This is a genomic window from Paenibacillus mesophilus (assembly GCF_005938385.1).
Classification (GTDB): Bacteria; Bacillota; Bacilli; order Paenibacillales; family NBRC-103111; genus Paenibacillus_AB; species Paenibacillus_AB mesophilus.
In genome coordinates this window covers 196,303-222,604 of the sequence record NZ_VCRA01000013.1, presented here as the reverse complement: position 1 = coordinate 222,604, position 26,302 = coordinate 196,303, and the positions used below count along the sequence as shown (strand labels likewise).

Sequence of the window (26,302 nt, the reverse complement as noted above, 5' to 3'; positions counted from 1 at the left end):
ATGTGGCCGGGGAGGCGAATGCCGTGGGATTTTTGGGGAAGTGGTTGCGGGCGGCGAAGAAGCGGCATAACCGTCCGGAGAGCCGGACGCCGGTCAATCGGCATGCCGACATTCCGGTCAGCGAACATATGCAGGAAAATATGTATCATATGAAATTCGTATTCAGCCAAGCCCCAGACCTCATTATGCGGCAGTTCGTCATCAAGCAGACGGGGGATCAGGCGACGCTCGTCTATTTGGACGGCTTGGTCGATAAAAACTCGATCAACAACAACGTACTCCGCCCGCTTCAATACGAAACCGGTACGGCAGAGAATATCACGGTAACGATCGGCTGCGTGGAAGCGCTGAGCGATTGGCCGGATATCGAGAATGCCATTTTCCAAGGTTACAGCGTCCTGTTCGTGAACGGCCGCAAGGAAGCGCTGCTGTTCGATACGCAAGGATGGCCGCAGCGCGCCATCGAGGATCCGCAAATCGAAACGTCGTTAAAAGGGGCGCATCAAGGGTTTGTCGAAACCGGAAGCCAAAATATCGCCATGATCCGCCGGTATATCCCGAACAGAGAATTGAAAGTGGAAACGATTATCGTCGGACGAAGAGGGAAGACGAAGGTGTCCATCATGTACTTGTCCGACGTTGCCAACAAGGAAGTGCTTCAGGAGTTCTCCGACCGGATTCGGCAAATCGATATCGATTCCGTCATTAATACCGGTGAAGTAGCCGAGATGATCGAGGACAATCCATATTCGCCTTTCCCGCAATTCATTACGACGGAACGACCGGATGCAGCGGTTTCTCATATATTGCAAGGGAGATTCGCCGTGGTGGTCGACCGTTCTCCGAGTGTACTGATCGGACCGGTGACGTTTACGTCGTTTTTTCAAAGCGTGGACGACTACAGCACGCGCTGGCTTACCGCTACGTTCATCAGGCTCATGCGTTTCGCCGGTTTTCTTGTCGCGATCTTCTTGCCGGCGATGTACATTTCGGCGATTTCCTTCAATTACGAGGTTATCCCGTTGAAGCTGATCATCTCGATCGGGGAATCGAGAGAGCGCGTTCCGTTCCCGCCGATCATCGAGGCGCTGCTGATGGAGGTTACGCTCGAAATGCTGCGCGAGGCCGGCGTACGGCTCCCCGCCCCGATCGGGCAGACGGTCGGCATCGTCGGCGGGATCGTCATCGGTCAAGCCGCCGTCCAAGCCGGGATCGTGAGCAATATTATGGTCATCGTCGTCGCTACTACGGCGATCGCCTCCTTTATCATTCCGAACTATGACATGGCTTCCGCCATACGTCTGCTCCGGTTTCCGATGATGCTGATCGCTTCGATGTTCGGGATCGTCGGCATCATTATCGGATTGATGACCTTGATCGGCCATCTGATCTCGCTCGAGTCGCTCGGAACGCCGTACGGCAGTCCGCTCGCCCCGATCCGGTTCGCCGATTGGAAAGATACGTTCGTCCGGCTGCCGCTATGGAAAATGATCAACCGACCGCTTAGCTCAAGGTCTGTTCAACTGAAAAAACAAGGCTCGAATCGCCCCGAAGGTGATGGGAAATGAAAGGGCACGCGAACTACGAGATCAATACGAAGCAGTTTGTTTTTCTCATTCACGGAGTCCAGGTCGGCGTCGGCCAGCTGTCGCTTCCCCGCGAATTGGCCGAAGCGGGAGGGACGGACGGCTGGATGGCGCTCTTTATCGGCTGGGCCGCCTCTGTCGCGGCGAGCTTATGCATCATTCAAGCAATGAAGCGGGTTCCGGGCGGAACGCTGATCGATCTGCTCGCGCAATATTTCGGCCGATGGGCGGGGACAGCCGGAGCGGTGTGCCTTGCCTTGTATTTCGCTTTTTGCGCGACGGCTATTACGATGTCGGCGGGGATCATGATTTCCGGATGGCTGCTGCCGCGGACGCCGCTGTATATGCTGATCGCATTGTTTGCGGTTCCGACGTATTTGATCGTGAGGAATGGAGTTCGCGTATTGGGGCGGTATGCGGAGCTCGTTTTTTTGATGTTCGTGCCACTGTCGCTTTTTTTGCTCATTCCGCTAAGGGAAAGTTATCTACTGCATTTATTCCCGATGTTCAAGGATGGCGTTCAGCCGATTTTGTCGGCGGTCGGCACGACCGTATTTTCCTTTACGGGGTATGAGGTCGCCTTTATCGTCTATCCGTTTTTGCGGAACAAGGAATTCGCCTCAATCGGGATCGTCATCGCGAACACGCTGTCACTTCTCGTTTTCCTGCTCATTACGCTCGTCTGTTTTCTTTATTTCAGTCCCGACGAAATTACGCAGTACAGTCAGCCGACGCTCAACCTGCTCAAGGTGATAGAATTCCGATTTATGGAACGTTTCGATATTTTGTTTCTCGCTTTTTATTTGTTCATGATCTCGACTACCTGGATGCCTCAGCTGTTTTGCGCCGCTTATTCCGCAAGCCGGCTGTTTCGCACCGGCGATATCCGTCTGCCCGTGGCGGTTATGCTCGTGCTGCTCATCGCCTATGCGTTCCTGCTCGAACCGTCGTACGACTTGAATGCGAAGCTGATCGGCCTTATGCAGCAGATCAGCCTGATATTCGCGTGCGCGCTCCCGCTATGTCTGTACGTATATGTGCGAATACACGAACGATTCACAGGGAGGAACGGCAAATGAACCGGAAGAGTCGGCTTGTCCTGCTCGTTCTCCTGGCGTTGAGCTTGTCGGGGTGCGGAGGCGGAGACCGGAAAGATCTCGAGGATTTGACGATCGTTCTTATCGTAGGTATCGATCTGGATGAGAACAACAACGTGATCTTCTACGAATCAAGCCCGGTGTTCAGTAAAGAGGCCAAGGACAAGGAGGAGCAGTACGGCGTCAAAGCGATGACGTTCCGCGAAGCAAGGGAAAAGTTCGATACAAAGGTAACAGCCCTAACGGTAGGCGGCGAGATCGAGCTTGTCCTTCTGGGCAAGAAGCTGCTGGCCAGCGACGATTGGTTCCGGCTGCTCGACATCTTCTACAGGGAAGAGAAATCGACCGTTTCAGCTAGAGTCGTGGCTGTCGATGGCCCGGTCAAGGACATCATCTATGAAAAGGCTGAAAACAAGCCGCGTCTCCCGCTCCATTTGACGAAGCTGATCGATACGAGTTACCGCAGAAATTTGACGGTGAAGACGACCTTGCAAGAATTGCGCCGGCAAGTCACGGATAAGGGATTAACCCCTTCCATATCCGAAATTAAGAAAGGGAAGGGGTTGGAGCTAAAAGGGACGGCGCTGCTGGATGAACGAGGAAAGTATGCGCTACCGCTCGGTATCGAGGAGAATGCCTTGTTTCATATCCTGATGGGTCGCCGGGTCGGAGAGATGACGATAACGATCTCGATTCCCGACGCCGAGCGGAGCACAGGCAAGATCGAAACGAACAAGCTGAGCTTCATGGCCGAGCGGATCTCGACCAATACGAGATCGTCATACGAGAAAGGCCGGTTTCATTTCGACTTGAATGCGTCTCTTGGCGTTAATATGGTCGAGCGGCTGTTCGCCGATGATCCATCGATCGATTTGGAGCGGATCATCGCGGAGCAGCTGCGAATGAAGCTGAAGGCTCTTATCGCCAAGTTCCAAGCGCATCGGATCGATCCGCTCGGACTGGGAATGTATGCGCGGGCGTTTCACTACAAGGAGTGGAAGCAAGTACAGGAACATTGGGGAGAAGAGTTGGCGAAATCCGATATTAACGTATCCGTGAAAGTGGAAATCAAGAAAAAGGGAGCCGTCAAATAACGGTCGCAAGCGACGTTGGATTCAAGCCGTTACGGGGGTAGCTGATGAAGAAATATGCCTACAACGAGATCACCTTGATGCAATACATTATGTTCATCCACGGTGCCCAGCTGGGTGTCGGCATCCTTCAGCTGCCCCGCGAATTGGCGGAAAAATCGGGTACGGACGGCTGGATCGCGATCGTACTCGGTTGGGTGCTCGCTGTTGCATCAAGCTTAATGATCGTTCAAGTGATGAAAAGCTGTCCGGACGGAACATTGCTCGATTTGCTTGCCCGGTATTTCGGCAAATGGACCGCAAGAGCGGCGGCGATTGTGTTTGCCGCCGCATTCGGCTTTATCGCACTCAGTATTATGCTGCGGGCGATTTTATTCATTAAAGCATGGCTGTTGCCTCTAACGCAGGATTATAAGCTGTTCATCCTGTTTGCGATCCCGACTTACGTCATCGTCCGGAACGGTCTTAGGGTGTTGGGACGGTATGCGGAGTTCGTTTTCTTCATATTGATGTGGATTCCGTTTCTATATTTGTCTCCTCTCGGGCAAAGCCACTGGCTTTATATGCTGCCGCTGCTGAAGGAGGGCTGGATGCCGGTGCTCCAGACCGTACAACTGACTCTTTCTTCCTTTCAAGGCTTCGAGCTCGCCTTTTTTTTGTATCCGTTTCTGCAGAACAAGCAGAGGGCGTCCATGGGCATTGTGGTAGCCAATACGTTGACCATGCTCGTATATGCAGCGATCACGATGATTTGCTTCGCCTACTTTGGCCCGGATGGAATTGTTACGGTCAACGACCCGACCCTCAGCGTGTTGAAAGTGATCGAATTCAAGTTTATGGAGCGGGTGGAAATCGTGTTCCTCGCTTTCTACTTGTTCGTCATTTCCACGACCTGGATTCCGTATTTATATTGGTGTGTCTTCTGTACGACCCGGCTGCTGGGCAAGCAAAACCACAGCCCGCATCTGCTTCTGTATTTGCTGGCGGCCTCGATGTTCACCATGCTGTATGAGACGAACTTCAATGAGAACGACATGTGGCAGAAAACGTACTCGCAATTTGGTTTGGTTTTTGCGTTTATAGTCCCATTTTTTCTATGGATGATTTTGCGGATGCATCCCGCCGCCAGAAAGAGGAAAAACGCATGAGGCGCTCGATGCCGATTATGCTCCTCGCGGTATTGCTCGCAATCGTGCCGGGCTGCGGCGATCGGAACGATCTCGAGGAAATCACGCTCGGATTGATGCTGGGCGTCGACATGGACGAACAAGACCGTATCGTCTACTATTTGTCCAGTCCGGTGTTCAGCAAAGAGGCGAAGAAGAAAAACGAGGAATACGCTGTAAGGGCGATAACGATGCGCGAATCGAGAGGGAAATTGGACACATTGGCTACAGGCTTGACGGTGAGGGGCAAAGTGCAGCTGCTGCTGATCGGGAAACGGCTGCTGCAGCAGAAAGACTGGTTTTCTTTGCTCGATGTCGTATACCGTGATACGAAATTCGCCGTAAATGCGAAGGCGGTAGCCGTCGACGGCGCGGTTTCGGATGTCATCTTCTTCTCTCCGCCGGACAAGCCCCGTCTTCCCCAACATATGGTCAAGCTGATCGATACGGCCAACCGCCGAAATATCACGGTCAAAACTACGCTGCAGGAGCTGCACCGGCAAAAGTTCGAGAAGGGGATGACCGCATCGATTTCGGAGGTGAAGAAAGACAAGGACGTAGTCGTGAAAGGGACGGCGCTGCTTGACGAGCATGGGAATTACACCGGTTCGCTCGGCTCCCAGGAAACGGCTCTGCTGCTCATGCTGCAGCGGCGTACGAAAGGGGATTTGTCGCTCATGTTCTCCATTCCGTCCGAGAAAGACGGCGGCGCAATCGATACGAGCCAACTCAATCTGGAAGTCAACAGCTTGAAGGTAGACGTACGGACTGCATACGAGCAGGACAAGTTCCGTTTCGATATCAGCGTCCACATGATGTTCGGACTGGTGGAGCGCTTGTTCCGATATGACATAAGGGAGCATTCTGCCAAGCTGCAGCGATCGATCGAAGAGCAGATGAAGAAGCAGCTGGACGGCTTAATGCGCAAATTTCAAGCCGAACAAATCGATCCGATCGGCTTGGGGCTGTATGCCCGCGCGCATCAGTACGACGCCTGGAAGCAAGTGCAGGACGATTGGGGCGGGCAGATGGCGAAAGCCGACATCAACGTTTCCGTCAAGGTGAAGCTGAAAAATATGGGTGCGGTAAAGTGAAAGGTACGGTCACGGAGCAAGTTATGACTTTGGGTACCCGTTCGATCTGTTTGATCTTGTTCTGGCAGGCGTATTCCTGGCTTTGCTGCGGGAGCTGTCCGGTTATGGCTGCCGATCGGCGTTCATTTTACATGGAACGCGTTCAATAATGTGATCGGTGTGAAGGATAGCTTCGTCCTGATCGAGTTCGGACCTAGAATTTTCGTTCAATCATGCTTTCCGGTTCCCGCACATCAAGAAGCTGTGCTACGATAATGGGAAAATGCGGCAAAAGCATGCTGCAGCTGCTCAGGAGGATTTTCCATTGGACCAGAAGGCAAAACGTACCGTATTCGGATTGTTTCGCGATCCCGTGTTCTTGCATTTTATAAAGTCGGTTGGCAAGTACAAGCTGCATTACGCAGGAGCGATCGGTTCGCAAGTTGCACTTACGGTCGTGTCCCTGTTGTTCGCGGAGGCGGGAAGACGATTGTTCGACCATGCCCCGAATGTGCCTGCGAAGGTACTCATCATTGTGCTTACCTCTTTTGTGGTATTGACGCTGTGCCGCATCGGGCTCCGATTCTGCAACGAATGGTTGAGGTCTTACTTGAACGAATCGGTCGTGTACGAGATGCGACGTAACATTCTCAACCATTTGCAGCGTCTGCCGCTCGGCTTTCATGAACAAACCCACAGCTCCAACTCCGTCAATGTGATGCACAACGAGCTCGAGATCGTCAAAAACTTTCTCGTTGCGGATATTCAGAAGCTTATCGCACTGCCCATTTCTTTCATTATTGTGGGCATTTATCTGCTTACCGTCCACCCGCTTCTCGGCATGATCGCCTTCTCTATCGGACCTCTCCAACTGCTGAGCAATCTGGTAATGAAAGAGCGGTTCATGAACGCCGCACGGCTGCAGAACGAAGTGACGCGGGATATTTTCTTTCGGATCGGCGAGACGCTGCAGGGCATCCGAGAGGTCAAGGCGAACCAGCTGGAAAACCGCGTCGACGCCAAGATGCTCGATCTGCAGCGCAAAGGCGTAGATTATAACGTCCTGCTGACCAAGCTCGGGTCCATCCGGGGGATCAGCAAAGACATCCCGGGTCAGATCGGCTATGTGGCCGGACTTGGTGTAGGCGCTGTCATGATGGCCTCCGGTCATATCGGAGCGGGCGGGCTGGTCGCGTTCATCACGCTGCTGGATAAAGTGGCCGAGCCTTTTACGACGGTGGTTGAAGTGATCGACAATCTGCAGCGGTTTATTGCCGGTGCCAATAAGCTTCATCAGGTGATGGGGCTGCCGGAGGAAGATGTGGAGTCGGGTATTCCGATGCCGGATGCAGCGCCGGAAATCGCGTTCCGGGGGGTCTCATTCGCATACCTCGAAGAGCATCCGACGCTCCGAAACGTTTCGTTTACGATACCGGCAGGAAAGACGGTCGCGCTGGTCGGGCCGAGCGGAGCGGGGAAAAGCACGATTCTGAAGCTGCTGTACCGGTTTTACGAGCCGGAGCGAGGCGGAATCGAGATCGACGGCATGCCGCTGAACAGCTATTCGATCGCTTCTTTGCGCAGCTCGATGGCGCTGGTGTCCCAAGACATCTATTTATTCGATTCCACGGTAGAAGATAACATTACTCTCTCCGGCGCTGCGGCGTCCCGGGAGCAGGTGGAACGGGCCGCCAGTCTCGCTCAGGCCCACGACTTTATCGTCAAGCTGCCGGAAGGGTACGATTCGCGCGTCGGTGAACGCGGGCTGAAGCTGTCTCACGGGCAGAAGCAGCGTATTTCCATTGCCAGAGCCATATTGCGGCGCGCTCCGATTCTCATCCTGGACGAACCGACATCGGCTCTTGATGTGGAGACGGAGCAGTCGTTCCAGCGGGATTTGGGCGAATGGGCGGAATCCTGCACGAAAATCATCATCGCCCACCGGCTGTCAACCGTCCGACAAGCGGATCTGGTCGTTTTTATTGAAGACGGCGCAGTAGCCGAGATAGGATCCCCATCCGAGCTTCTGCAGCGGGGCGGCAAATTTCGCAGCTACTGGGAAAAGCAGACCGCCTATTCGTTCAGCGCGGTATAAAGGGGGAATCAGAATGGACTTGTCAAAAATATTTGGCTTCAACTCGATCCGATCCGAAAGGATAGCGGAATTACGTCTCCCGGGAGTCCGAACCGCGCTCCGGCTATGGTTATGGCGGCCGCTTCTATACAGCTCCATCGCGCGGTTCGGCATGTTTTCTCAAGTAAGACAAGTGCCACCTCAAATAAATCGTTCCTAACAAGTAAAACGGAGCGGAATACCAAAGTTTCCAGCCCTTATATACCAAGTAGCCTGTTAGTTGGGAAAGCCACTCGAAAAATAGCGAAATGAAGACCACTGCGGCCAAATACGCAAGAAATGGCCGCTTTTCTATTGGCATGAAGTTTATGAATATAATGCCGAACGAAGGAGGCAGCGTTGCTTGAAGGAACAGGTCCAAGAAATTCATTTGGGGCTCCACGAAATCGTAGAGGTCCAAAATGAGTCCGAAAACAAGGTCCGAGTAAACCGTTATAGCCGCTAACCATCCCCACGTTATATATATTTCTTTTCTCGTTATACGCTTCGGCATAAACCAAATGATTAGAATCGTGAAGGCCAGCGAAATGTAACCAAACCAAATTCCCATTGTTTCACTCCTTCGAATGGAATTATTATCTCTATCATGGAAATATTTATGCGCTCCATACGGCTGGCTGCGGATGATCGGAAATTGCGGACCTCCCCTATTTTTTTGCGCGCTGATCCGGGCGGGATCCTTTATAATAGTCTTTAGCGTAACTCGGGTCAATCAATCTTCATAGAAGGAGCGCGCATACGATCATGGAGCATAGTCAAACTGTCGTACAGCCTTTCGAGAAGCACCGGATCGTCGCGGAGAATACGTCGGATACGATTGTTCTGGTCGATAACGAAGCCGTGGTCCGCTACGTATCCCCCTCCATTCGGGCATTAACGGGTTACAGCGTCGAAGAGTATGAAGGAATGGATGCTTTCGATATGCTTCACCCGGACGATGTTAGCCGCGTCCGGTTATCTCATGCGGAGGCCGTCAAATCCAAGCAGCCGGTCGATTTGGAGTATCGGCTTGTCCATGTGCAGGGTCATACGGTTTACGTCGAAGCCAGAGTGAAGCCCGTTCTGGACAAAGACGGCAATGTACAATATGTCGTGGCTGTCGCGAGAGACGTGACCGAGCGGAAACAGACGGAGCAGCTGCTGGAAAATATTTTGGATAATGTAAACGCCGCGGTAGTTTCGACGGATAAAGATTTTTCCCGGATGACGTTCTGTTCCGACAGCATCGAGAAAATATTCGGACTGCCCAAGCAGGAAGTGATCGCCAAACCTATCCTTATGCATACCCATATGCACCCGGACGACGATTCCCTTCTTATGAACGAAGTGAAGCAGCAGCTCGATCAGGGGCTGCCCGTTGTCCAAACGCTCCGATTGATTCATCCGGGAGAAACCCGTTGGATCAAAATCACGATGCATCCGTATTTGGATCATACGGGCGCCATCGAACGGATCGACGGCATCATGATGGATGTTACCGATAAGAAGCGCTCCGAATTGGCGCTGGAGGAAAGCGAGCAAAGGTACAAGTCTTTGTTCGAGAACAATTTGGACGGTGTTTTTTCGATCGAGTTGAACGGCTTTTATTTTGTCAATGCGAACCGGTCTTTCGAGAAGATAACCGGCATCCGAATGGATCAGCTTAGCGATCGCTGCTTTATCGGTTTAATTGCCGACGAGGATCATCCGTCCGTCTATGAAGCGCTTTTCCAGGTGATGCAGCAAAGAGAGTCGAAGGATATAGAATGCCGGCTCACCCGTTCCGGGCAGGACGAGAAGATCGTAAGCATTACGTTTGTTCCGATCTTCTTATCCGGCGAGCTGAACGGCATCCATGGCATCGTAAAAGATATTACGGAACGGAAAAGAGAAGAGAGGGAATTGATCCGCAGCGAGGAGAGGTATAAATCGCTCCAGCAAAGCTTGAATCGGTTTTCCAGCGATCTCGCCAACGTCATGAAAGTAGCGGAGCTGGAAAACCGGCTCATCGATGAGGTCAAGGCCGTGCTGCAAGTGCGCCGGATATCGATCGAGGAAGTGCCGAGAGGACGGGAGCACGCTCTCGCGGGCATGCCGGACGTATGGATCAAAATCGGCGAGAAGCAGCAGCCCGTCTATTTACGGATCGAGATGGAACACGAGATGCTTGCGATCGAGGAGGAATGGCTGGAGACGGCCGTCCATTACGTTACGATTCTGTATGACAATCTGCATCTGATCGAAGACTTGATGAAGCGGCTCGAGGACATGGTAACCAAGAAGGAAACGCCCAAATGGATGCTGAAGCTGTTATTCCGGCTGTCGGAGAAGGAACGGACCTCGTTATCCGGCGATTTGCACGATTCGGTGCTGCAGGATTTGATTATATGGTACCGCAAGCTCGAATCGCTGCGATCGTCCGCGTCGTTCGCCAAGGAAACGAAGCAGGAGCTGATCCGCATCGAGGAGGGCTTGCTGGACGCCATTCATCAGATCCGGATTACGTGCAACGAGCTGCGACCTCCTTTTCTGCTCAAGATGGGGCTTGCCGAATCGTTGAGAAGCCTGTTTTCGTATACGCGCATGTTTTCCAATTATGAGATCGAATTTTCGGCGGAACAAATGGATTGTGCATTAAATGAAGAGCAAATTCTCGGCGTATACCGGATCGTGCAAGAGCTGCTGAACAACGCGACCAAGCACTCCGAGGCGAACAAAGTGACGATGGCGCTGACAGGCGGAAAGGACCGGCTACATTTCTCCTATTCGGACGACGGGGTCGGGATGGATTTGTCCGCATTCGAAGGCTCGTTTCAGCATATGGGCATTGCGGGCATCGAGAAAAGAGTGCTCAGTCTGGAAGGGGAAGTGGGATTGAAATCCGCTCCGCAAGCCGGGTTTCACGTGACGATTTCGATTCCGCTAAATACTCAGCTTAAAGGTGAACGCTATGGAAATCTTATTGGTTGACGATCATCGGTCGGTCGTGGAAGGAACCCAAATGCTGATCGAATCGGAGCCGGACATGAACGTTACGATCGAGACGGATGTGTATCGCGTGCCCGATTTGGTGCGGCTGAAAAAATTTGACGTCATGCTGCTCGATTTATACATGCCGAATATGAACGGTGCCGATCTGACGCGCAAACTGCTCGACTACGTCCCCGATGCCGTCATTCTCATCTATTCGGGCTTCGATATCGCCCCTCATTTCAATCTGCTTATGGAATCGGGCGTCTCCGGCTTCATCGCCAAGACGTCCACGCGCGAGCAGCTGATCCAAGCGATACGCTGCGCCGCGCGCAAAGAGGCGATCATCCCGATGCAGCTGCTCAAGCAGCTGAGGCGTCAGGAGATCGTCGTGCTCGGAGATACGGACAGCGAGAAAACAACGATTACTCCCGATGAAGAAAAGCTGCTTCGGGAATTGGCCAAAGGGAAAAGCAACAAGGAAATTTCCAAAACGTTGATGATCAGCCAGCGCTCCCTGGAGTACAGTTTGACGGAAATTTTCCAGAAGCTGCATGTCGGGTCGCGGGTGGAAGTGATCAAAAAAGCCAAAAGCATCGGGATTTTGCCGACGGAAGATTTGTATTAGTAGGATGGGGCCGGTGGATACCGGCCTTTGATTACTTTATCGGGTTAAGACCCCCGCCTCTATAGGCGGGCTTTGAATCAGGTGGAGTCGGGCCCCCGCCAAAGTACTCGGAATTAGCTTTGAAGCTTCTCTTCACTTTGGCGGGATTTCGTGTGTCTCCATCTGATTCCCCGATGTTCAGCCTTGGCTGAACGAGTTCACTCGTCGATGCAGCTCATAACCATGTTATGGAATAAATTGCGTGTATAGAGCTTATCCGTCACAATCGGAAAATACGCCCACAGCAGATCATATTCAGGCTCGATCAGCAGTCTGACTCCGCCTGCTCCGCCATGATCATACGCACGTGCCGATCGCAAGCAGCCGCTGTCATCCTGCTTCATGCTGCGCACGTTCCAGCCGTAGCCCCATGAGCCTTCTCTGAAAACAATTCCGTTGGAAGTGGCGGGAACGCCGGGAATTTGGTTTTTCACCATTTCGCGTACGGTGATCGGACTTAGTATTCGCGTATTGCCGTAGCGACCGCCGTTCAAAAACATTTGCCCGAAAATGGCCATATCCATCACGGTCGAATAGGCACCCCCGGAAGCCGACGGATCCCGCAGTGCTGCGGGTGTGCCGAACCATTTGCCCCCTACCAAGCTCTCCTCTCTTCTGACCGCTCTTCCAAACCACGCATCCGGGACTGTGTAAAACGTATCCTTCATCCCAAGCGGTGCAAAAATGCGTTCTGCGGCAAAATGCTGCAGCGATTGTCCGCTTACACGTCTGACAATTTCGCCTAGCAGCTGGTAGCCATAATCCAAGTAACGCATCTCCGTCCCGGGCGGTTTCCACAGCGGAGTTCCATAGCCGAGATATAAATATTTATGCCCATTCGGATGCGACGTCGGCTCCGGTTCGGGAACAACAACCCCTTCCTGCTCCTGCTTGATCACAAACTCGCGCACATCGTCCGGGCGCAAGCCCGATGTATGCGTGAGCAGATGATGGAGGTTGACGGCCGCCTTCTCCTCCCCGATAAATTCGGGTATAAACCGATTCACCGGATCGAATAAATCCAATTTCCCGTCCTCAACGAGTATCATGATGCAAGTGGCCGTGAGCGGTTTCGTTAACGAAGCGAGAGGAAATAACGAATCTTTCTCCAAACGCGGCGCCCCTTCATCCGGAGTCAACGGACCGTAGGCGTTGTGGGAAACGATCACCCCTTTCCTCGCTACCAGCATAGCGGCAGCCGGCGTCGCTCCCTCCTCAACCCACTGCTTCACTCTGTTCTCCAAATAGTCCACTCGCACCGACCGCATCCCGACTTGCTCCGGCGTACCTTCGTGCAGCTTCGAATCGTTCATTCGCAAGATCACCTCTCTGAAAATTGAATGCGTTTGGCGAAATTCCTACTTCTACCAAGGCCATTGTATCATTACTTGTTTTGGCAAATAAAGGATTGTTCCGTTATAGTCATTTCTCCGGCCTATACCCAAAAAAAAGCGAAGCAAATTGCGCGGAGTCCGCAAATATTTGCGTGTGCACGTAATTCGTTTGCGCGTTGACGTGTCCGGATCTGCATTATGATGGTTTCATGCCAATCAGATGCATTCGCAATCAATAGGGAGGACGAAACAAATGATCAGCCTTGACCAAGTATCCAAAGTGTTCGCTTTGGACGCGGGTAATTTCCCCGCCTTGAAGCCAAACGATATTCGCATCAAGAAAGGGGAGTTCATCGCCATAATGGGGCCGAGCGGCTCGGGCAAAAGTACGCTGCTGCAATTGATCGGGGGCCTCGATCTTCCGACGTCCGGACAAATTACCGTCGACGGGGTTCGGCTGAACGAGCTGAACGAGAAGCAGAGAACGCTGTTCCGCCGGACGAAAGTAGGCTTCGTGTTCCAAAATTATCAGCTGCTGCCGATGATGACCGTGGCCGAGAACATCGGCCTTTCCATGGCGGCCAATAAAGCCCCCAAGGCGGACATCCAAGCGAGAGTCCAGCAGCTGCTGAAGGACGTCAATCTGGAAGGGAAGCAATCCCACTTCCCGTCGCAGCTAAGCGGAGGGCAGCAGCAGCGCGTGGCGATCGCGAGGGCGCTCGCGATGAAGCCGCGCCTTATACTGGCGGACGAACCGACGGGCAATCTGGATCGGCAAAACGGAGAAGGCGTTCTGCAGCTTCTGTCGCGGCTGAACAAGGAAGAACAAATCACCATCGTGATGGTGACGCATGATCGGCATGCGGCGAAAACGGCGGATCGGATCATCATGATCCGGGACGGGGAAGTCGTGCAGGATGGACCGGACGGAGGGGACTGGAATTGAATCTGTGGCAGACGGCATGGCGTAATTTAATGCGGCGCAAGCTGCGGACACTGCTTACTCTATTGTCCATTGTCATCGGAGTTGCTTCCACGTTTGCGGTAATTGCTTCCGTAGATTCAGCCAAGAAAGCATTTCCGCTGTATTTGAAGGCGGTATTCGGCAAAGCGGATTTTAACATTAACGGTACGGAAGCGTATTTCTCGGAAGAGGTGCATAAAGAAGTCGAGAACATGAAGCAAACGGCTTCTATCGCGGTTTTAAAGCAAAATACGAAGCTGCATCTCGAACAGGAGGAAATTTCCTCGATTCAGAAAAGAGTCGATCTGACCGGGTACAGCAAACTGGATACGCCGGTTACGGATTTCAAAGTGATCAAAGGGAGCCTGACGGCGGGCGGCGCCATCATTACGGACCGGACGGCGAAAGTATGGAAATCCGACGTCGGCGACACGCTTTCCTTCGACACGGACAATGGGAGAAGAGAGATTCCGATATCCGCCATCATCAAGTATACAGGCGAACTGATGGCTCCCAACAGCTGGGGGATGGCCAAGTATCATCCGTGGTCGGTGGCCGTACCTCTGAGCGTTGTCCAGGATTGGTTCGGGCTGCAAGGGAAAATCGAGAACGTGCAGATCAAGTCCGCGCACGAATCGGATCGGAGCGCTGCAGCGCGGCAGGTGGATGAGCTCGTCAAACGTTACGGCAATATTTATATGCAGCCCGTCATCCTTGATTTCGATTCCCTCAAAGAAGCGGATACGTTCTTTCTCGCGCTGTATTTTGCCGGGGCGCTGGGGATAGCGCTGAGCGCGTTTATCATTTTCAACTCCATGTACGTCAGCATTAAAGAGAGAAGGAACGAATTCGCCGCACTCAAGACGATCGGGTACACGCCCGAGCAGCTGCAGGCGTTTGTCTTGTTCGAGGTATTGCTGCTTTCCATCATCGGTACCGCCGTCGGTCTATTGTTCGGATACGGGCTCGCCATCGGATTAAAGAGCCTCATCTTCCGAGTGTTCGGCGTCGTGGACGACGGAAGCATCATGCTAGCCAAAGCCATTGCCGTCTCCGTCCTTGCCGGCACGCTCGTTCCCGTAGCGGCTGCGCTGTATCCGATCCGCCAGGCGGGCAAGGTCGGGGTGATCGAGGCGTTGAAGGAAAACCGGACCGGGGGGGCGTCCCGGAACAAGTGGCAGGGTGTCATCGGAGCATTGCTCATTGCGTCGGGATTTTTCATCCACCATTTGATCGTAATCGTCCCTTTGATGATCGGTGTCGTTCTGGTGTTCCCGTATTTGTTTAGCATGTTCGTCTTTCTGTTAAGTCCGGTCTACCGGCTGCTGTTCGGCTTCAGCGGTCAGATGGCCGCGAGCAATTTAAACCGGAATCGGGGCCGCACGGCGATGACTTCCGTCGTCCTTTGTCTGGGCATTACGATGGTCGTCATGGTGAGCTCGCTGAACTCCGCGCTCATCCAGACTTTCGAAAGAGTCATTTATTCCTCCTACGGCGGAAACCTGGATATCCATCTACATCATATTGAGAAAACGGATTTGGAGCAGCTGAGAAACATTCAAGGCGTGGCCGAGGCACAAACGTACCCCCAATATTCGGCCATCTGGATGATGCACGATCAGAAACGGAAGCTGCCCGTTTACGGGGTAGGGGAAGAGTGGGCGGATCGGTTCCCGCTGTTCGTCGCGTCAGGGAGCAAGCATAGCGATATGATCAAGCAGCTGCACAAGAATGAAATCATTCTGGATAAGAGTGCCTATGGAGTGTGGGGCGGCAAGATAGGGGAAAAGATTGAGCTTACGACGCTTCATGGCGTCGAGGCGTTCACCGTGGTCGCGGTTGTCGAAACGATGAAGCATGGCGGTTACGGCGCTTTTATGGGCAAAGGTCATTTTAGTGACAGCTTCGGGCTTAAGTATGAACGGAATGCGCTCGTCATCAAAGATCCGAATACGACCCCGCTGCAATTGAGGGAAAACATCTTTAATCAATTCGGGGAAAGGATCGAAACGATGTTCGGGCCGGAAGATGCGGTTTCGGTCATTAGCGGTGCGTATACAGGTGCATTCTCCGTGGTCAACGCTCTTATTCTCCTATCTATCGTAATCTCCAGCATCGGAATTACGAATACGCTGCTCATGAATATTATGGAGCGGATTCGTGAACTGGGGATGATGCGCGCGGTTGGCGTTACGCGCAGCCAAGTGATCCGAATGATCCTATTCGAAGGGCTGGGCATCGGGATTACGGCCACCGTGATCGGCTGCGTCTTCGGCGTAGTATTGATCTATCTTACCTCCACTTTCCTGGAGATCAACTCCTTGAGCTATACATTTACCGTTTCCTGGATCATCATAGTGCTCGTAGGCTTGTTCGGCATCCTGATCAGCTTGATTTCCAGTCTTACCCCGGCATCCAGAGCGGCCAAAACCCGGTTAAGCGAGGCGCTTCGATATGAGTAAACGAATGATGATCGTGTCCATCCTGTTGATGTCCGTGCTCCTGTCGGCCTGCGGGTCCAAGCCGGCATGGGATAACGAAGAAGTATCCGCCGTCAGTCATACGATACTGACGGACGAAGTAACTGCGGAATGGACGCTTGACGGCAGTCAAGTGTCCGGATCGGGCGTGGAGAAGCGGATTCGACTCGAAATCAAGAAGAAGGACGGCGCCCGGATCGACGAGTTCGATGTGAGTCACGAGAAGCTGCTTCATCTGATCGTCATCAGCAAAGATTTATCTTACTTCAATCACATTCATCCTGAATATAAAGGGAACGGCATGTTCGAGATCGCGAATCGCTTCCCCGCGGGGGGCGAATACAGGCTGATTGCCGATTTTAAGCCGACCCGCGGCAGCTCCATGACGAAAATGGCTTGGGTGCGGGTCGAAGGAGCAAGCGCGGCACCGGCTCCGGTCATCCCGGATGCGAAGCTGGACAACGTTTTCGAGGGGAACAGGGTCAAGCTTTCGATCGATCAGCTGGAGGCCAACAAAGAACTGACGCTGAAGTTCTCGATTGCGGACAGTGCGACCGGGCAGCCGGTTGCCGACCTCGAGCCCTATTTAGGCTCGATCGGGCATGTGGTCATTTTGACCGAGGACGGGGAGCGTTATGTTCACGTCCATGCGCTGGACGGGCAAGGAACGGGGCCTGACGCGATTTTCGAGACGACATTTCCGAAGAGCGGGATTTACAAAATATGGGGACAGTTTCAAAGAGAAGGCCGGGTGTTCACTTCATCCTATGTCGTCCATGTTCCGTAAGCAGCTGCTATTCGAATGCCGGTTAACGGCTGGAACCCAAATAGAGGAGCAAGTCGAATGTTCAGGTTTATAGCTCGAATCATCGTGTATACGTGTGTTATCGTCGTGTCCATAATCGGTATAGCGCTTCTGATCGGTTATATCGACAAAAGATTGTTCCGGGGAAGTTCCGAATAGAACGTTAGTCGGTCTACATTATACCTTACATAAGTATTGTATGGGGGATAAAATGAAACTCGAATTGCTGCTCCCTAAAGCGTTATCCAAACAAGGGTCCGAACCTCATCGCACCGGGTCGGCGTCATCGGTATTAAAGCCGTTTATGGCCTATGCGAGGAAGGAAACGAAGCTGTATGCATGGGCGTTCGTCGGGAGCTTGTTCCGGTTCCTGATCCCGCTCGCCGTTCCTTTGATCATCAAATACATTTTCGATCATTTGCTGCAGAACGAAGCGTTCACCCGCACGGAAAAATTGGAGCAGCTGTTGTTCATCGCCGTCTCGATGCTTGTCGTGTTCCTATTCATCCGGACGCCGATGGAGTACGTGCGACAATTTTGTCTGCATCGGGCCAACAACAATACGATCAAAGCGCTTCGCAAAGACGCTTTTCAAAAAGTGCACTCCCTGGATGCAAAGTACTTCGCGGACAATAAAAGCGGTGAAATCGGGACTCGTTTTTTTGACGATATCGAGAAAGTAAGAGGTTTTATGACGGCGGTTATGGCGAACGTCTGGATTGAACTGATCGTGCTGCTGTTCGTCATCGCCGCCATGACGACGTTAAACGCCAAGCTAACCGTACTGGCCGTTTTGCTGGTAGGCTTTCAATTCGGGTTGGCCCATGTTCTGTCCAAAAGGTTTAAAACGACAACGCGAAGCATGATGAATTACCGCTCGGTGTTAAGCGGGTTTATTTTCGAGAAAATCCAAGGCGCGTTTATATCGAAGCTGTTCGCATCGGAGAAGCGGGACAAAGAAGAGCTAGACCGGCATTTGAACCGTTACGAGGTATTGACGGATAAGCATGCCAGGCTGAATGCGATCATGTTGGCTTCCGTGAACGTGTTAAGCGACATGACCCCCTTCATTGTCGTTCTGATCGCCAGTCTTTTCGTTATAGACGACAGCTTGACGATCGGCAGCTTGATCGCGTTTTTCGCCTACGTGGATAAAATGAGAAGTCCGGTCATCGCATTGGTTCAAGCCTTTCCCGCCATAACGGAAGGTACGGTCGCTTTGCAACGAATATTCGATTTCCTCCGCGTTCCGTCTACGATTCAAGAAAAAGAAAATGCGGTGGAATTCAAGCGGTTTGCGGATCGCATCGAGTTCCGGGACGTTTCGTTCTCATACAACGGACATAGCCCCGTCATTAAAAACGTATCGTTTACGATTGAGAAAGGGAAAACGTATGCTTTCGTCGGCGAAAGCGGGGGCGGCAAAAGCACCCTGCTGCAGCTGCTGATCCGGATGTATGATGCGAACGAAGGGGAAATCCGGATAGACGGCGTCAATATTAAGGACTATTCGCTGGCAAGCCTCCGGGATCATATGGGGATCGTTACGCAGGAAAGCTTCCTGTTCAGCTCTTCCATCAAAGACAATATCAAAATGGCGAAGCTGGACGCGACGGACGAGGAAATGATCGCCGCTTCGACCAAAGCTTATGCGCACGATTTTATTTCACCGCTTAAGAACGGCTACGATACGGAAATCGGCGAAAGAGGGATTAAGCTGTCGGGCGGCCAAAAGCAGCGCATCGCCCTTGCCCGCGTGTTTCTTAAAAATCCGTCGCTGCTCATCCTGGACGAGGCGACGAGCGCGCTTGACAACGAAAGCGAGAAGCTGGTTCAGCAATCGATCAATGAGATTGACCGAGATAAAACGATCGTTATGATTGCTCACAGGCTATCCACGGTTATAAATGCCGATACGATATATGCCATGAAGGACGGAGAGATTATCGAAAGCGGCAGCCACCAAAGCCTGATGGAGCGGAACGGCTACTATAAAGAGCTGTATTCGAAACAACATGGTTCCGGCAATCGTTGAACGGTTCTCAAACCAGATTTTGTCTGCTATGATGGGCGTATGCAGTTGAATCGGAAGGAGGCCGGAGCGTTGAAATATGCGGCGATACCGAATACCGGGCTGAACGCGTCTTCCATCTGTATGGGGACCGCGTCCATAGGAAGCAAACTGAATGAAGAAGAATCGTTCCGGCTGCTGGACTTGTTCGTGGAGCTCGGCGGGAATTTCCTCGACTCTTCGCACAATTACGCGGACTGGGCTTGCGAAATCAAGAGCATCAGCGAGAAGACGATCGGCAAGTGGATGAAGGAGAGAAGCAACCGGAACCGCATCGTAGTGGGTACGAAAGGAGCATGTCCGACGAAGGAGCACTTCTTCCGCCTGACCCGCGACGATATAATGCACGACCTGCACGGCAGCCTGCGCAACCTGCAGACGGAATGCATCGACTTGTACTGGCTTCATCGGGACGACCCGAATGTGCCGGCGGAAGAAATACTCGACGTCCTGCTGGATGCGGCCGAAGCCGGCAAAATCCGCCACTTCGCCTGCTCGAACTGGACGCTTCCGAGAATCGAGGAAGTGCAGCGGATCGCGGCCGGGAAGGGCAAGCCGGGATTTTGCGCCAGCCAGATCATGTGGAGTCTCGCCGCGCCGAATACGGACAACATGTCGGACAAGACGATCGTCGTGCTGGATGAAGAGACGAGACAGTACCATGCCCGGACCGACATGGCGCTTGTTCCGTTCTCGGCTCAGGCGGGCGGATTTTTCGGAGGCCGTTACGGGCGGGACGAGGCGGATCAGCGCAAGCAGTCGTCTGTAGGCAAAGTATACTTTAGCGATACGAACTTCGGCAGACTCGATCGGGTACGGGAGGTCGCTTCCCGATTGAATGAGACGCCTTCGGCGGTGGCGCTCGCCTACTTGTTCACTCAGCCGTTCCCCGTATTCCCGATCATCGGCTCGCATACGGCCGAGCAATTGACGGACAGCTGCAGGGCCGGGGATTTGCGGCTTGACGGCGAGACCGCGCTCTATTTGGAAACGGGTCAATAGTTGGTAAGAGAGGCGCTGGGGATCGGCGTCTTTTTTAAATACTATGCGAAAGGGTGACCCTTTTTGGAAATAGGCTTGAACGAACCAAACTTCTCTAATACTGAACTCTAATGCGCTATTTGCGCATCAGGTGGTCGAATACAGCGAATAACGAACCCAGTTTTACTATTAGCAAACTTAAGTTCAGTAATAGTTACTCTAGGTTTGTTATTCCTCCAATTACCGAGAAGTGGAGCCAAATAGCGCAGAGAAGTCTACTATTAAACAAATTTGGTTCATTAATGAAGAAAGGGCCTTTGGGAGTAGAAGACACTACGAAATAACTCCACTCTCCCAACGCACTAACGTTCGGTTTGCATGACCGTCCGGGCATTTTTCCCGACGGGTTTTTCTTACCGATACAGAGTGAATCGTTATACAATGGAGAAAGCAGCCTTCGGCTCATGTATGGCTCGCAAACGCCAATCAGCAGGGATGTGACCGAGTATGAAAATTTCCAAAGGCCGCTGGGTGCACCGGCTGATCCGGCAGGCGGAAGCGAAAGCGGCCCAAGCCGAGAAAGAGCTGGCGCTGTATCAATTCGCCCTCGAAAACGCCTATGAAGGCATCGTCATCGCCGATCCTCAAGGAATCGTGCTGACCGCAAGCCGGGCGTACGCCTCCTTCCTGCAAGTAGAGATGTCCGATATGATCGGCAAGCATGTCACCGAGATTATACCGAATACGCGTCTGCATATCGTGGCGGAGACGAGCAAGGCGGAAATCGCCGATCTTCAGCAAATTCGCGGGCAATGGATGATCGCGAGCCGCATCCCGATCTGGCATAACGGGGAATTGATCGCCGTCGTCGGCAAAATCATGTTCCAGCATATCGACCGGCTGTTCGAGATGAATTCGAAGTACCGGGAAATCCAATCCCATCTGCACTATAACGATGCCAAAGCCCGGGAGACGACAGGAGCCAAATACGGACTGGAGCATATCGTCGGCGCAAGCGAATCGATCAAGAAGCTGAAGACGCTCGCGATTAAAGTCGCCAAAAGCGACAGTACCGTCCTGATCAGTGGCGAGAGCGGGACGGGGAAGGAGCTGTTCGCCCATGCGATCCACCGGGAAAGCAACCGACGCTTCGGTCCGTTCGTCGCCGTCAACTGTGCGGCTATTCCGGAGACGCTGTTCGAATCCGAGCTGTTCGGCTACAAGGAAGGCTCGTTTACGGGGGCTAAACGATCGGGCAAGAAAGGGAAGTTTGCACTTGCCCATAAAGGGACGATTCTTTTGGACGAGATCGGCGAGCTGTCGCTCCCCCAGCAGGTCAAGCTGCTCCGGGTGCTGCAGGAGAAGGAGATCGAGCCTGTCGGCGGAGACCGCCCGGAGCCTGTCGATGCGAGAGTGATTGCGGCTACGAACGTCGATTTGGGGCAGCTCGTACGGGAAGGCAAGTTCCGCCAAGACTTGTATTACCGCCTGCATGTGGTGCCCCTAAACATACCGTCGCTGCGGGAGCGCAGGGAAGACATTCCGATTCTTCTCGAAGCGCTGCTGCGGCAGCTGACAAAGGAGACCGGCATCCGCGCGTCCGGCTTTGACGCGGAGTGCGAACTTTTGCTGACCGGCTACGAATGGCCCGGCAACGTGCGCGAGATGCGCAACGTCGTGGAGCGCGCCTTGTACATGATGGAGGGGACGACGATCGGCCGGTCGGCGCTGCCTGCGGAGGTGAATGCCGCTTCGGCCGGAGGCGGGCGGTTGAAGGCCGGCGACGATAGCGCGGGACAGCGGGATAAGCCGGAACGACCGGCGACGGGGCAAACTTTGAAGGAACGGATGGCGGAGCATGAGAAGATGCTGCTGCGCGAAGCGCTTGCTGAGGCTGCAGGGGACAAGCAGAAGGCGGCGGTTCTGCTCGGAATGAGCAAATCCAGCTTGTACCAGAAGTGCGAGCAGTACGATATTCATAACGAGTAAATGACGGAGGTATTCGTGGATCATTTGTATAACCGACTCAGTCAACTGGCAAGCTCGTACGGACAAGAGCATTTGCTTCGTTATTACGAGACTTTGTCCGAATCGTCGAAGTCCAAGCTGCTTAGACAAATCGAGCAGATCGATTTTGCCGCGATTGCCGGCCTTTCGTGGCATGCGAGAGAAGCCGCGAATCCCGACAAAGCGATATCCGGCGCGATAACGCCGATCGAGGCTTACGACGCGGCTGCATTCGGCGAGCAGGAGCGGGAGCATTTCATCCGGAAAGGCTGGGAGCTGCTTCGTCAAGGCAAAGTCGGCGCGTTTGTCGTGGCCGGAGGGCAAGGGAGCCGTCTCGGGCACGAGGGGCCGAAGGGAACGTACGATATCGGGCTCCCGTCCGGGAAATCGTTGTTCCAGCTGCAAGCCGAGCGCTTGCTGAATGTTTCGCGGAGAGCGGGGCGGCCGATCCCGTGGTATGTGATGACGAGTCCGGATAACGAACGGGAGACCGTACAGTTTTTTGAATCGTCCGGATATTTCGGATATGCGAAGGAAGACATTTTCTTTTTCCGGCAAAATGTGCTGCCCGCTCTCGATCCGGACGGCCGCATCGTCCTTTCGGCGAAGGACGAAATCGCCATGGCTCCGAGCGGGAACGGGGACGCGTTTCGATCGGCGAAGCAATCCGGCGCTTTGGCGGACATGCGGCGAAGAGGCGTCGAGTGGGTCTTTTACTACAATGTCGATAATGCCTTGATCCAAATCGCCGATCCGCTGTTTGTAGGCATCGCCGCGCACTACAATCATCCGATTGCCACTAAAGTGGCGGAGAAGTCGCACCCCGAGGAGAAGGTCGGCATTCTATGCTTGCGCGACGGCCGCCCGGCGGTGGTCGAATATACGGAGGTGCCGAAGGAGCTCATGGTCGAAACGGATCGTAACGGCCGGCTCGTCTACGGCTTGGGCAACCTTTCGATTCATCTGTTTCGCGCCGATTTTATGGAAGAGCATGCAGAGGCGGATATCGCTTATCACGCGGCGCACAAGAAGATCAAGTCGGTTAACGTGGAAGGCGAGCCGGTCGTTCCGGAGCGGCCGAACGCATACAAATTCGAGCGGTTTATTTTCGACTTTTTCCCTCTCATCGAGCGGATGACCGTGCTGAATATTCGCCGGGAGGAAGAGTTCGCCCCGGTCAAAAATAAAGACGGCGAAGATAGCCCGGAGAGCGCCCGCCGACTTCTGTTCGACCTGCACCGGAGATGGCTGGAGCAAGCGGGGGTGCCCGCGCACCGGCTGAAGGGCCGCGATATCGAAATATCCCCGTTGGTCAGCTATGGCGGAGAAGGCTTGACGCCGAGCGTTTGCGAGTCGCTTCTCGGTTAAGCTATAATGAGCGCAAAGCGGCGAAGAACGTCCCTATTCATCATTCGATGAAGCGGGGGCGTTTTTTTGTTTGCAAGGACATTTAAACTGACCGCACTAGTCAAGAGCGTTACCCCTCCCGAGCATGCACGAGTGCGACTCGTTCTCGCCTCTCCCGGAGACTTTCCAAAATTCCGGAATGAATCTTCCGATATTATGGAATCATGACATTTCCGCAGCTTAACATAGCCCGCCATCGGGGGAAAACCGCAAGCTTTCATCATTGGCACAATTTTTGCTTATACATTTCATGAAGCATTCGAAAAAAGGAGTGATCGTATGGGCAAGCCGGTTTACGCCGACTTCGGCGAAGCGGTGTCGGAAATTCGGGACGGATGTACCATCATGGTCGGGGGGTTCGGATTGGTCGGCATTCCGGAAAACTTGATTATGGCGTTGGCGCAGTCGGGCGTGAAAGATTTGACGGTGATTTCCAACAATTGCGGAGTCGACGATTGGGGATTGGGACTGTTGCTGCGCGGCAAGCAGATCAAGAAAATGATCGGCTCCTACGTCGGCGAGAACAAGGAGTTCGAGAGGCAGCTGTTGTCCGGCGAGCTTGAGGTGGAGCTCGTGCCCCAAGGAACGTTGGCCGAGCGGATTCGGGCCGGCGGTGCGGGTATTCCGGCCTTTTACACTCCTGCCGGAGTCGGTACGCCTGTAGGCGAAGGCCGGGAGGTGCGGGAGTTCAACGGCCGCTCTTATCTGCTCGAAACCGCGCTGAAGGCGGACTTCAGCCTTATCCGCGGGTGGAGGGCGGATCGTATGGGCAATGTCGTTTACCGGAAGACAGCGCGAAACTTCAATCCGGTCATGGCGGCGGCGGGAACCGTGACGATCGCCGAGGCGGAGCAGTTGGTCGAGGTGGGCGATCTGGAGCCCGATTCGATCCACACACCGGGCATCTACGTTCAAAAGATTGTTGTCGGCGCGCAGCAGAAACGAATCGAAAAACGGACGACGAGGGGGTAAGCGCTTCAATGAACGCTAACGGACACGATCCCATTCAGGCGCTGCGGGAAAAAATCGCCAAACGCGCGGCCCGCGAGCTGATGGACGGCTATTATGTCAATCTCGGTATCGGAATACCGACGCTAGTTGCCAATTACATTCCGCAAGGGATGAACGTCATGCTGCAATCCGAGAACGGATTGCTCGGAATCGGCCCGTATCCGTCCGAGGACGAGGTCGATCCGGATCTGATCAACGCCGGTAAAGAAACGGTAACCGCCATAACCGGAGCGGCTTTCTTCGACAGCAGCGAATCGTTCGCGATGATTCGCGGCGGACATGTCGATTTGGCCATTCTGGGCGGGATGGAAGTGTCCGGCGACGGCGACTTGGCCAATTGGATGGTGCCGGGCCGCATGGTCAAAGGGATGGGAGGGGCGATGGATCTCGTCCACGGGGCGAAAAGAGTCATCGTCGTCATGGAGCACACGACCAAGCAAGGCCAGCCCAAAATATTGAACCGGTGCAGCTTGCCCCTTACCGGCCAACAGGTCGTACACCGCATCATTACGGATAAGGCCGTTATGGATGTGACCGCAAGCGGGCTGCTGCTGCGCGAGGTGGCGTCCGGTTGTACCGTGGAGCAGGTGCAGGCAACCGTTGAACCGACGCTGCTTATTCATAACGCAGTACGAATGGATGCTTACTGACAACACACCCTGTCGGACGATAACTGATAAGGAGAGAACCGCATGCTGCATAACAAAGTTGTGTTCGTCACGGGGGCGGCCGGCGGCATCGGCTTCCGCATCGGCGAGGTGTTCGCAGAGCACGGAGCCAAAGTCGTCCTGAGCGATATCGATCGGGCCAAAGTGGAGGAGGCCGCTTCCCGAATAGCTGCGAAAGGGCTGGAGTGCGCAGGCGTTCCCTGCGACGTGACCGACGAAAGCGAGCTTGCGAAGGCGCTGAATTTTGCCTATTCGCATTACGGTACGCTCGATGTGCTTATCAATAACGCCGGCATGCAGCATGTCGCGATGCTGGAAGATTTTCCGGCGCACAAGTTCGAGCAGATGATCAAGCTGATGCTGACCGCCCCGTTCCTGGCGATCAAGCACGTATTCCCGGCGATGAAGCGGCAGAGCTTCGGCCGCGTGATCAATATCGCTTCGATCAACGGAGTGGTCGGCTTCGCCGGGAAGGCGGCATATAACAGTGCGAAGCACGGACTGATCGGGCTGACGAAGGTGGCGGCGCTGGAGAGCGCGGCGTACGGCATCACGGTGAACGCTTTATGTCCGGGATACGTGGATACGCCCCTCGTGCGCAATCAGCTCAAGGATTTGGCCGCTACCCGGCAAATCGAGGAGGAGCGCGTGCTGGAGGAGGTCATTTATCCGCTCGTCCCTCAGCGTAGGCTGCTTGCGGTCGACGAGATAGCGGATTATGCAGTGTTTCTGGCTTCCGAGAAGGCGAGAGGCGTTACCGGTCAGGCGATCGTAATCGACGGAGGCTATACGGCCCAGTGATAAGAATCTT

General features: G+C 53.7%; 19 protein-coding genes. 18 read left to right on the top strand and 1 reads right to left on the bottom strand.

Annotated features, from left to right (window positions below; all coding sequences use genetic code 11):
* Nucleotides 1-32 precede the first annotated feature (32 nt).
* From FE783_RS22775 to FE783_RS22740, 8 genes are all read left to right on the top strand, one after another.
* Complete coding sequence (locus FE783_RS22775; protein WP_420799761.1) at nucleotides 33-1,568, top strand: spore germination protein; 1,536 nt, start codon at nucleotides 33-35, stop codon at nucleotides 1,566-1,568.
* Nucleotides 1,565-2,665, top strand: coding sequence for a GerAB/ArcD/ProY family transporter (locus tag FE783_RS22770; RefSeq protein ID WP_138881692.1), 1,101 nt, complete (start codon nucleotides 1,565-1,567; stop codon nucleotides 2,663-2,665). Before FE783_RS22775 ends, FE783_RS22770 begins: the two co-directional genes overlap by 4 nt.
* Nucleotides 2,662-3,777 carry a Ger(x)C family spore germination protein gene (locus FE783_RS22765; RefSeq protein WP_138881691.1) on the top strand — a complete coding sequence of 372 codons (1,116 nt, stop codon included), beginning with the start codon at nucleotides 2,662-2,664 and terminating at the stop codon, nucleotides 3,775-3,777. Before FE783_RS22770 ends, FE783_RS22765 begins: the two co-directional genes overlap by 4 nt.
* A gap of 44 nt (nucleotides 3,778-3,821) precedes the next feature.
* The gene (locus FE783_RS22760; RefSeq protein WP_138881690.1) at nucleotides 3,822-4,922 is read left to right on the top strand and encodes a GerAB/ArcD/ProY family transporter; all 1,101 of its coding nucleotides are present in this window, start codon (nucleotides 3,822-3,824) and stop codon (nucleotides 4,920-4,922) included.
* Nucleotides 4,919-6,034 (top strand): Ger(x)C family spore germination protein, encoded by a 1,116-nt coding sequence (locus FE783_RS22755; protein WP_138881689.1) that lies wholly within the window; start codon nucleotides 4,919-4,921, stop codon nucleotides 6,032-6,034. The genes FE783_RS22760 and FE783_RS22755 overlap by 4 nt, the downstream gene beginning before the upstream one ends.
* Nucleotides 6,035-6,338: 304 nt before the next feature.
* On the top strand, nucleotides 6,339-8,108 hold the full coding sequence (locus FE783_RS22750; protein WP_158301984.1) for an ABC transporter ATP-binding protein: 1,770 nt from the start codon (nucleotides 6,339-6,341) through the stop codon (nucleotides 8,106-8,108).
* Nucleotides 8,109-8,891: 783 nt separating this feature from the next.
* Entirely contained in the window at nucleotides 8,892-11,096 is a 2,205-nt protein-coding gene (locus tag FE783_RS22745; RefSeq protein WP_138881687.1) for a sensor histidine kinase, read from the top strand.
* Nucleotides 11,077-11,724: a response regulator transcription factor gene (locus FE783_RS22740; RefSeq protein WP_138881686.1), complete on the top strand. Its 648-nt coding sequence runs from the start codon at nucleotides 11,077-11,079 to the stop codon at nucleotides 11,722-11,724. The genes FE783_RS22745 and FE783_RS22740 overlap by 20 nt, the downstream gene beginning before the upstream one ends.
* Nucleotides 11,725-11,921: 197 nt before the next feature.
* Here FE783_RS22740 and FE783_RS22735 read toward each other — a convergent pair whose 3' ends face one another.
* The gene (locus FE783_RS22735; RefSeq protein WP_138881685.1) at nucleotides 11,922-13,076 is read right to left on the bottom strand and encodes a serine hydrolase domain-containing protein; all 1,155 of its coding nucleotides are present in this window, start codon (nucleotides 13,074-13,076) and stop codon (nucleotides 11,922-11,924) included.
* Nucleotides 13,077-13,350: 274 nt separating this feature from the next.
* On the opposite strand from FE783_RS22735, the gene FE783_RS22730 reads away from it, so the two are divergent.
* From FE783_RS22730 to FE783_RS22685, 10 genes are all read left to right on the top strand, one after another.
* Entirely contained in the window at nucleotides 13,351-14,043 is a 693-nt protein-coding gene (locus tag FE783_RS22730; protein ID WP_138881684.1) for an ABC transporter ATP-binding protein, read from the top strand.
* Entirely contained in the window at nucleotides 14,040-16,523 is a 2,484-nt protein-coding gene (locus tag FE783_RS22725) for an FtsX-like permease family protein (RefSeq protein WP_138881683.1), read from the top strand. The genes FE783_RS22730 and FE783_RS22725 overlap by 4 nt, the downstream gene beginning before the upstream one ends.
* Nucleotides 16,516-17,328, top strand: a complete 813-nt coding sequence (locus FE783_RS22720) for a hypothetical protein (RefSeq protein WP_138881682.1) — start codon at nucleotides 16,516-16,518, stop codon at nucleotides 17,326-17,328. The genes FE783_RS22725 and FE783_RS22720 overlap by 8 nt, the downstream gene beginning before the upstream one ends.
* Nucleotides 17,329-17,557: 229 nt before the next feature.
* The gene (locus tag FE783_RS22715; protein ID WP_138881681.1) at nucleotides 17,558-19,381 is read left to right on the top strand and encodes an ABC transporter ATP-binding protein; all 1,824 of its coding nucleotides are present in this window, start codon (nucleotides 17,558-17,560) and stop codon (nucleotides 19,379-19,381) included.
* A gap of 69 nt (nucleotides 19,382-19,450) precedes the next feature.
* Nucleotides 19,451-20,419: an aldo/keto reductase gene (locus FE783_RS22710; RefSeq protein WP_158301983.1), complete on the top strand. Its 969-nt coding sequence runs from the start codon at nucleotides 19,451-19,453 to the stop codon at nucleotides 20,417-20,419.
* A 486-nt stretch (nucleotides 20,420-20,905) separates the two neighbouring features.
* On the top strand, nucleotides 20,906-22,387 hold the full coding sequence (locus FE783_RS22705; RefSeq protein ID WP_138881679.1) for a sigma-54 interaction domain-containing protein: 1,482 nt from the start codon (nucleotides 20,906-20,908) through the stop codon (nucleotides 22,385-22,387).
* Nucleotides 22,388-22,402: 15 nt separating this feature from the next.
* Complete coding sequence (locus FE783_RS22700; protein WP_238403205.1) at nucleotides 22,403-23,773, top strand: UTP--glucose-1-phosphate uridylyltransferase; 1,371 nt, start codon at nucleotides 22,403-22,405, stop codon at nucleotides 23,771-23,773.
* 318 nt (nucleotides 23,774-24,091) lie between these two features.
* Nucleotides 24,092-24,784, top strand: coding sequence for a CoA transferase subunit A (locus FE783_RS22695; RefSeq protein WP_138881677.1), 693 nt, complete (start codon nucleotides 24,092-24,094; stop codon nucleotides 24,782-24,784).
* A gap of 8 nt (nucleotides 24,785-24,792) precedes the next feature.
* Nucleotides 24,793-25,473 carry a CoA transferase subunit B gene (locus FE783_RS22690; RefSeq protein ID WP_202916238.1) on the top strand — a complete coding sequence of 227 codons (681 nt, stop codon included), beginning with the start codon at nucleotides 24,793-24,795 and terminating at the stop codon, nucleotides 25,471-25,473.
* A gap of 42 nt (nucleotides 25,474-25,515) precedes the next feature.
* The gene (locus FE783_RS22685; RefSeq protein ID WP_138881676.1) at nucleotides 25,516-26,292 is read left to right on the top strand and encodes a 3-hydroxybutyrate dehydrogenase; all 777 of its coding nucleotides are present in this window, start codon (nucleotides 25,516-25,518) and stop codon (nucleotides 26,290-26,292) included.
* Nucleotides 26,293-26,302: the final 10 nt, after the last annotated feature.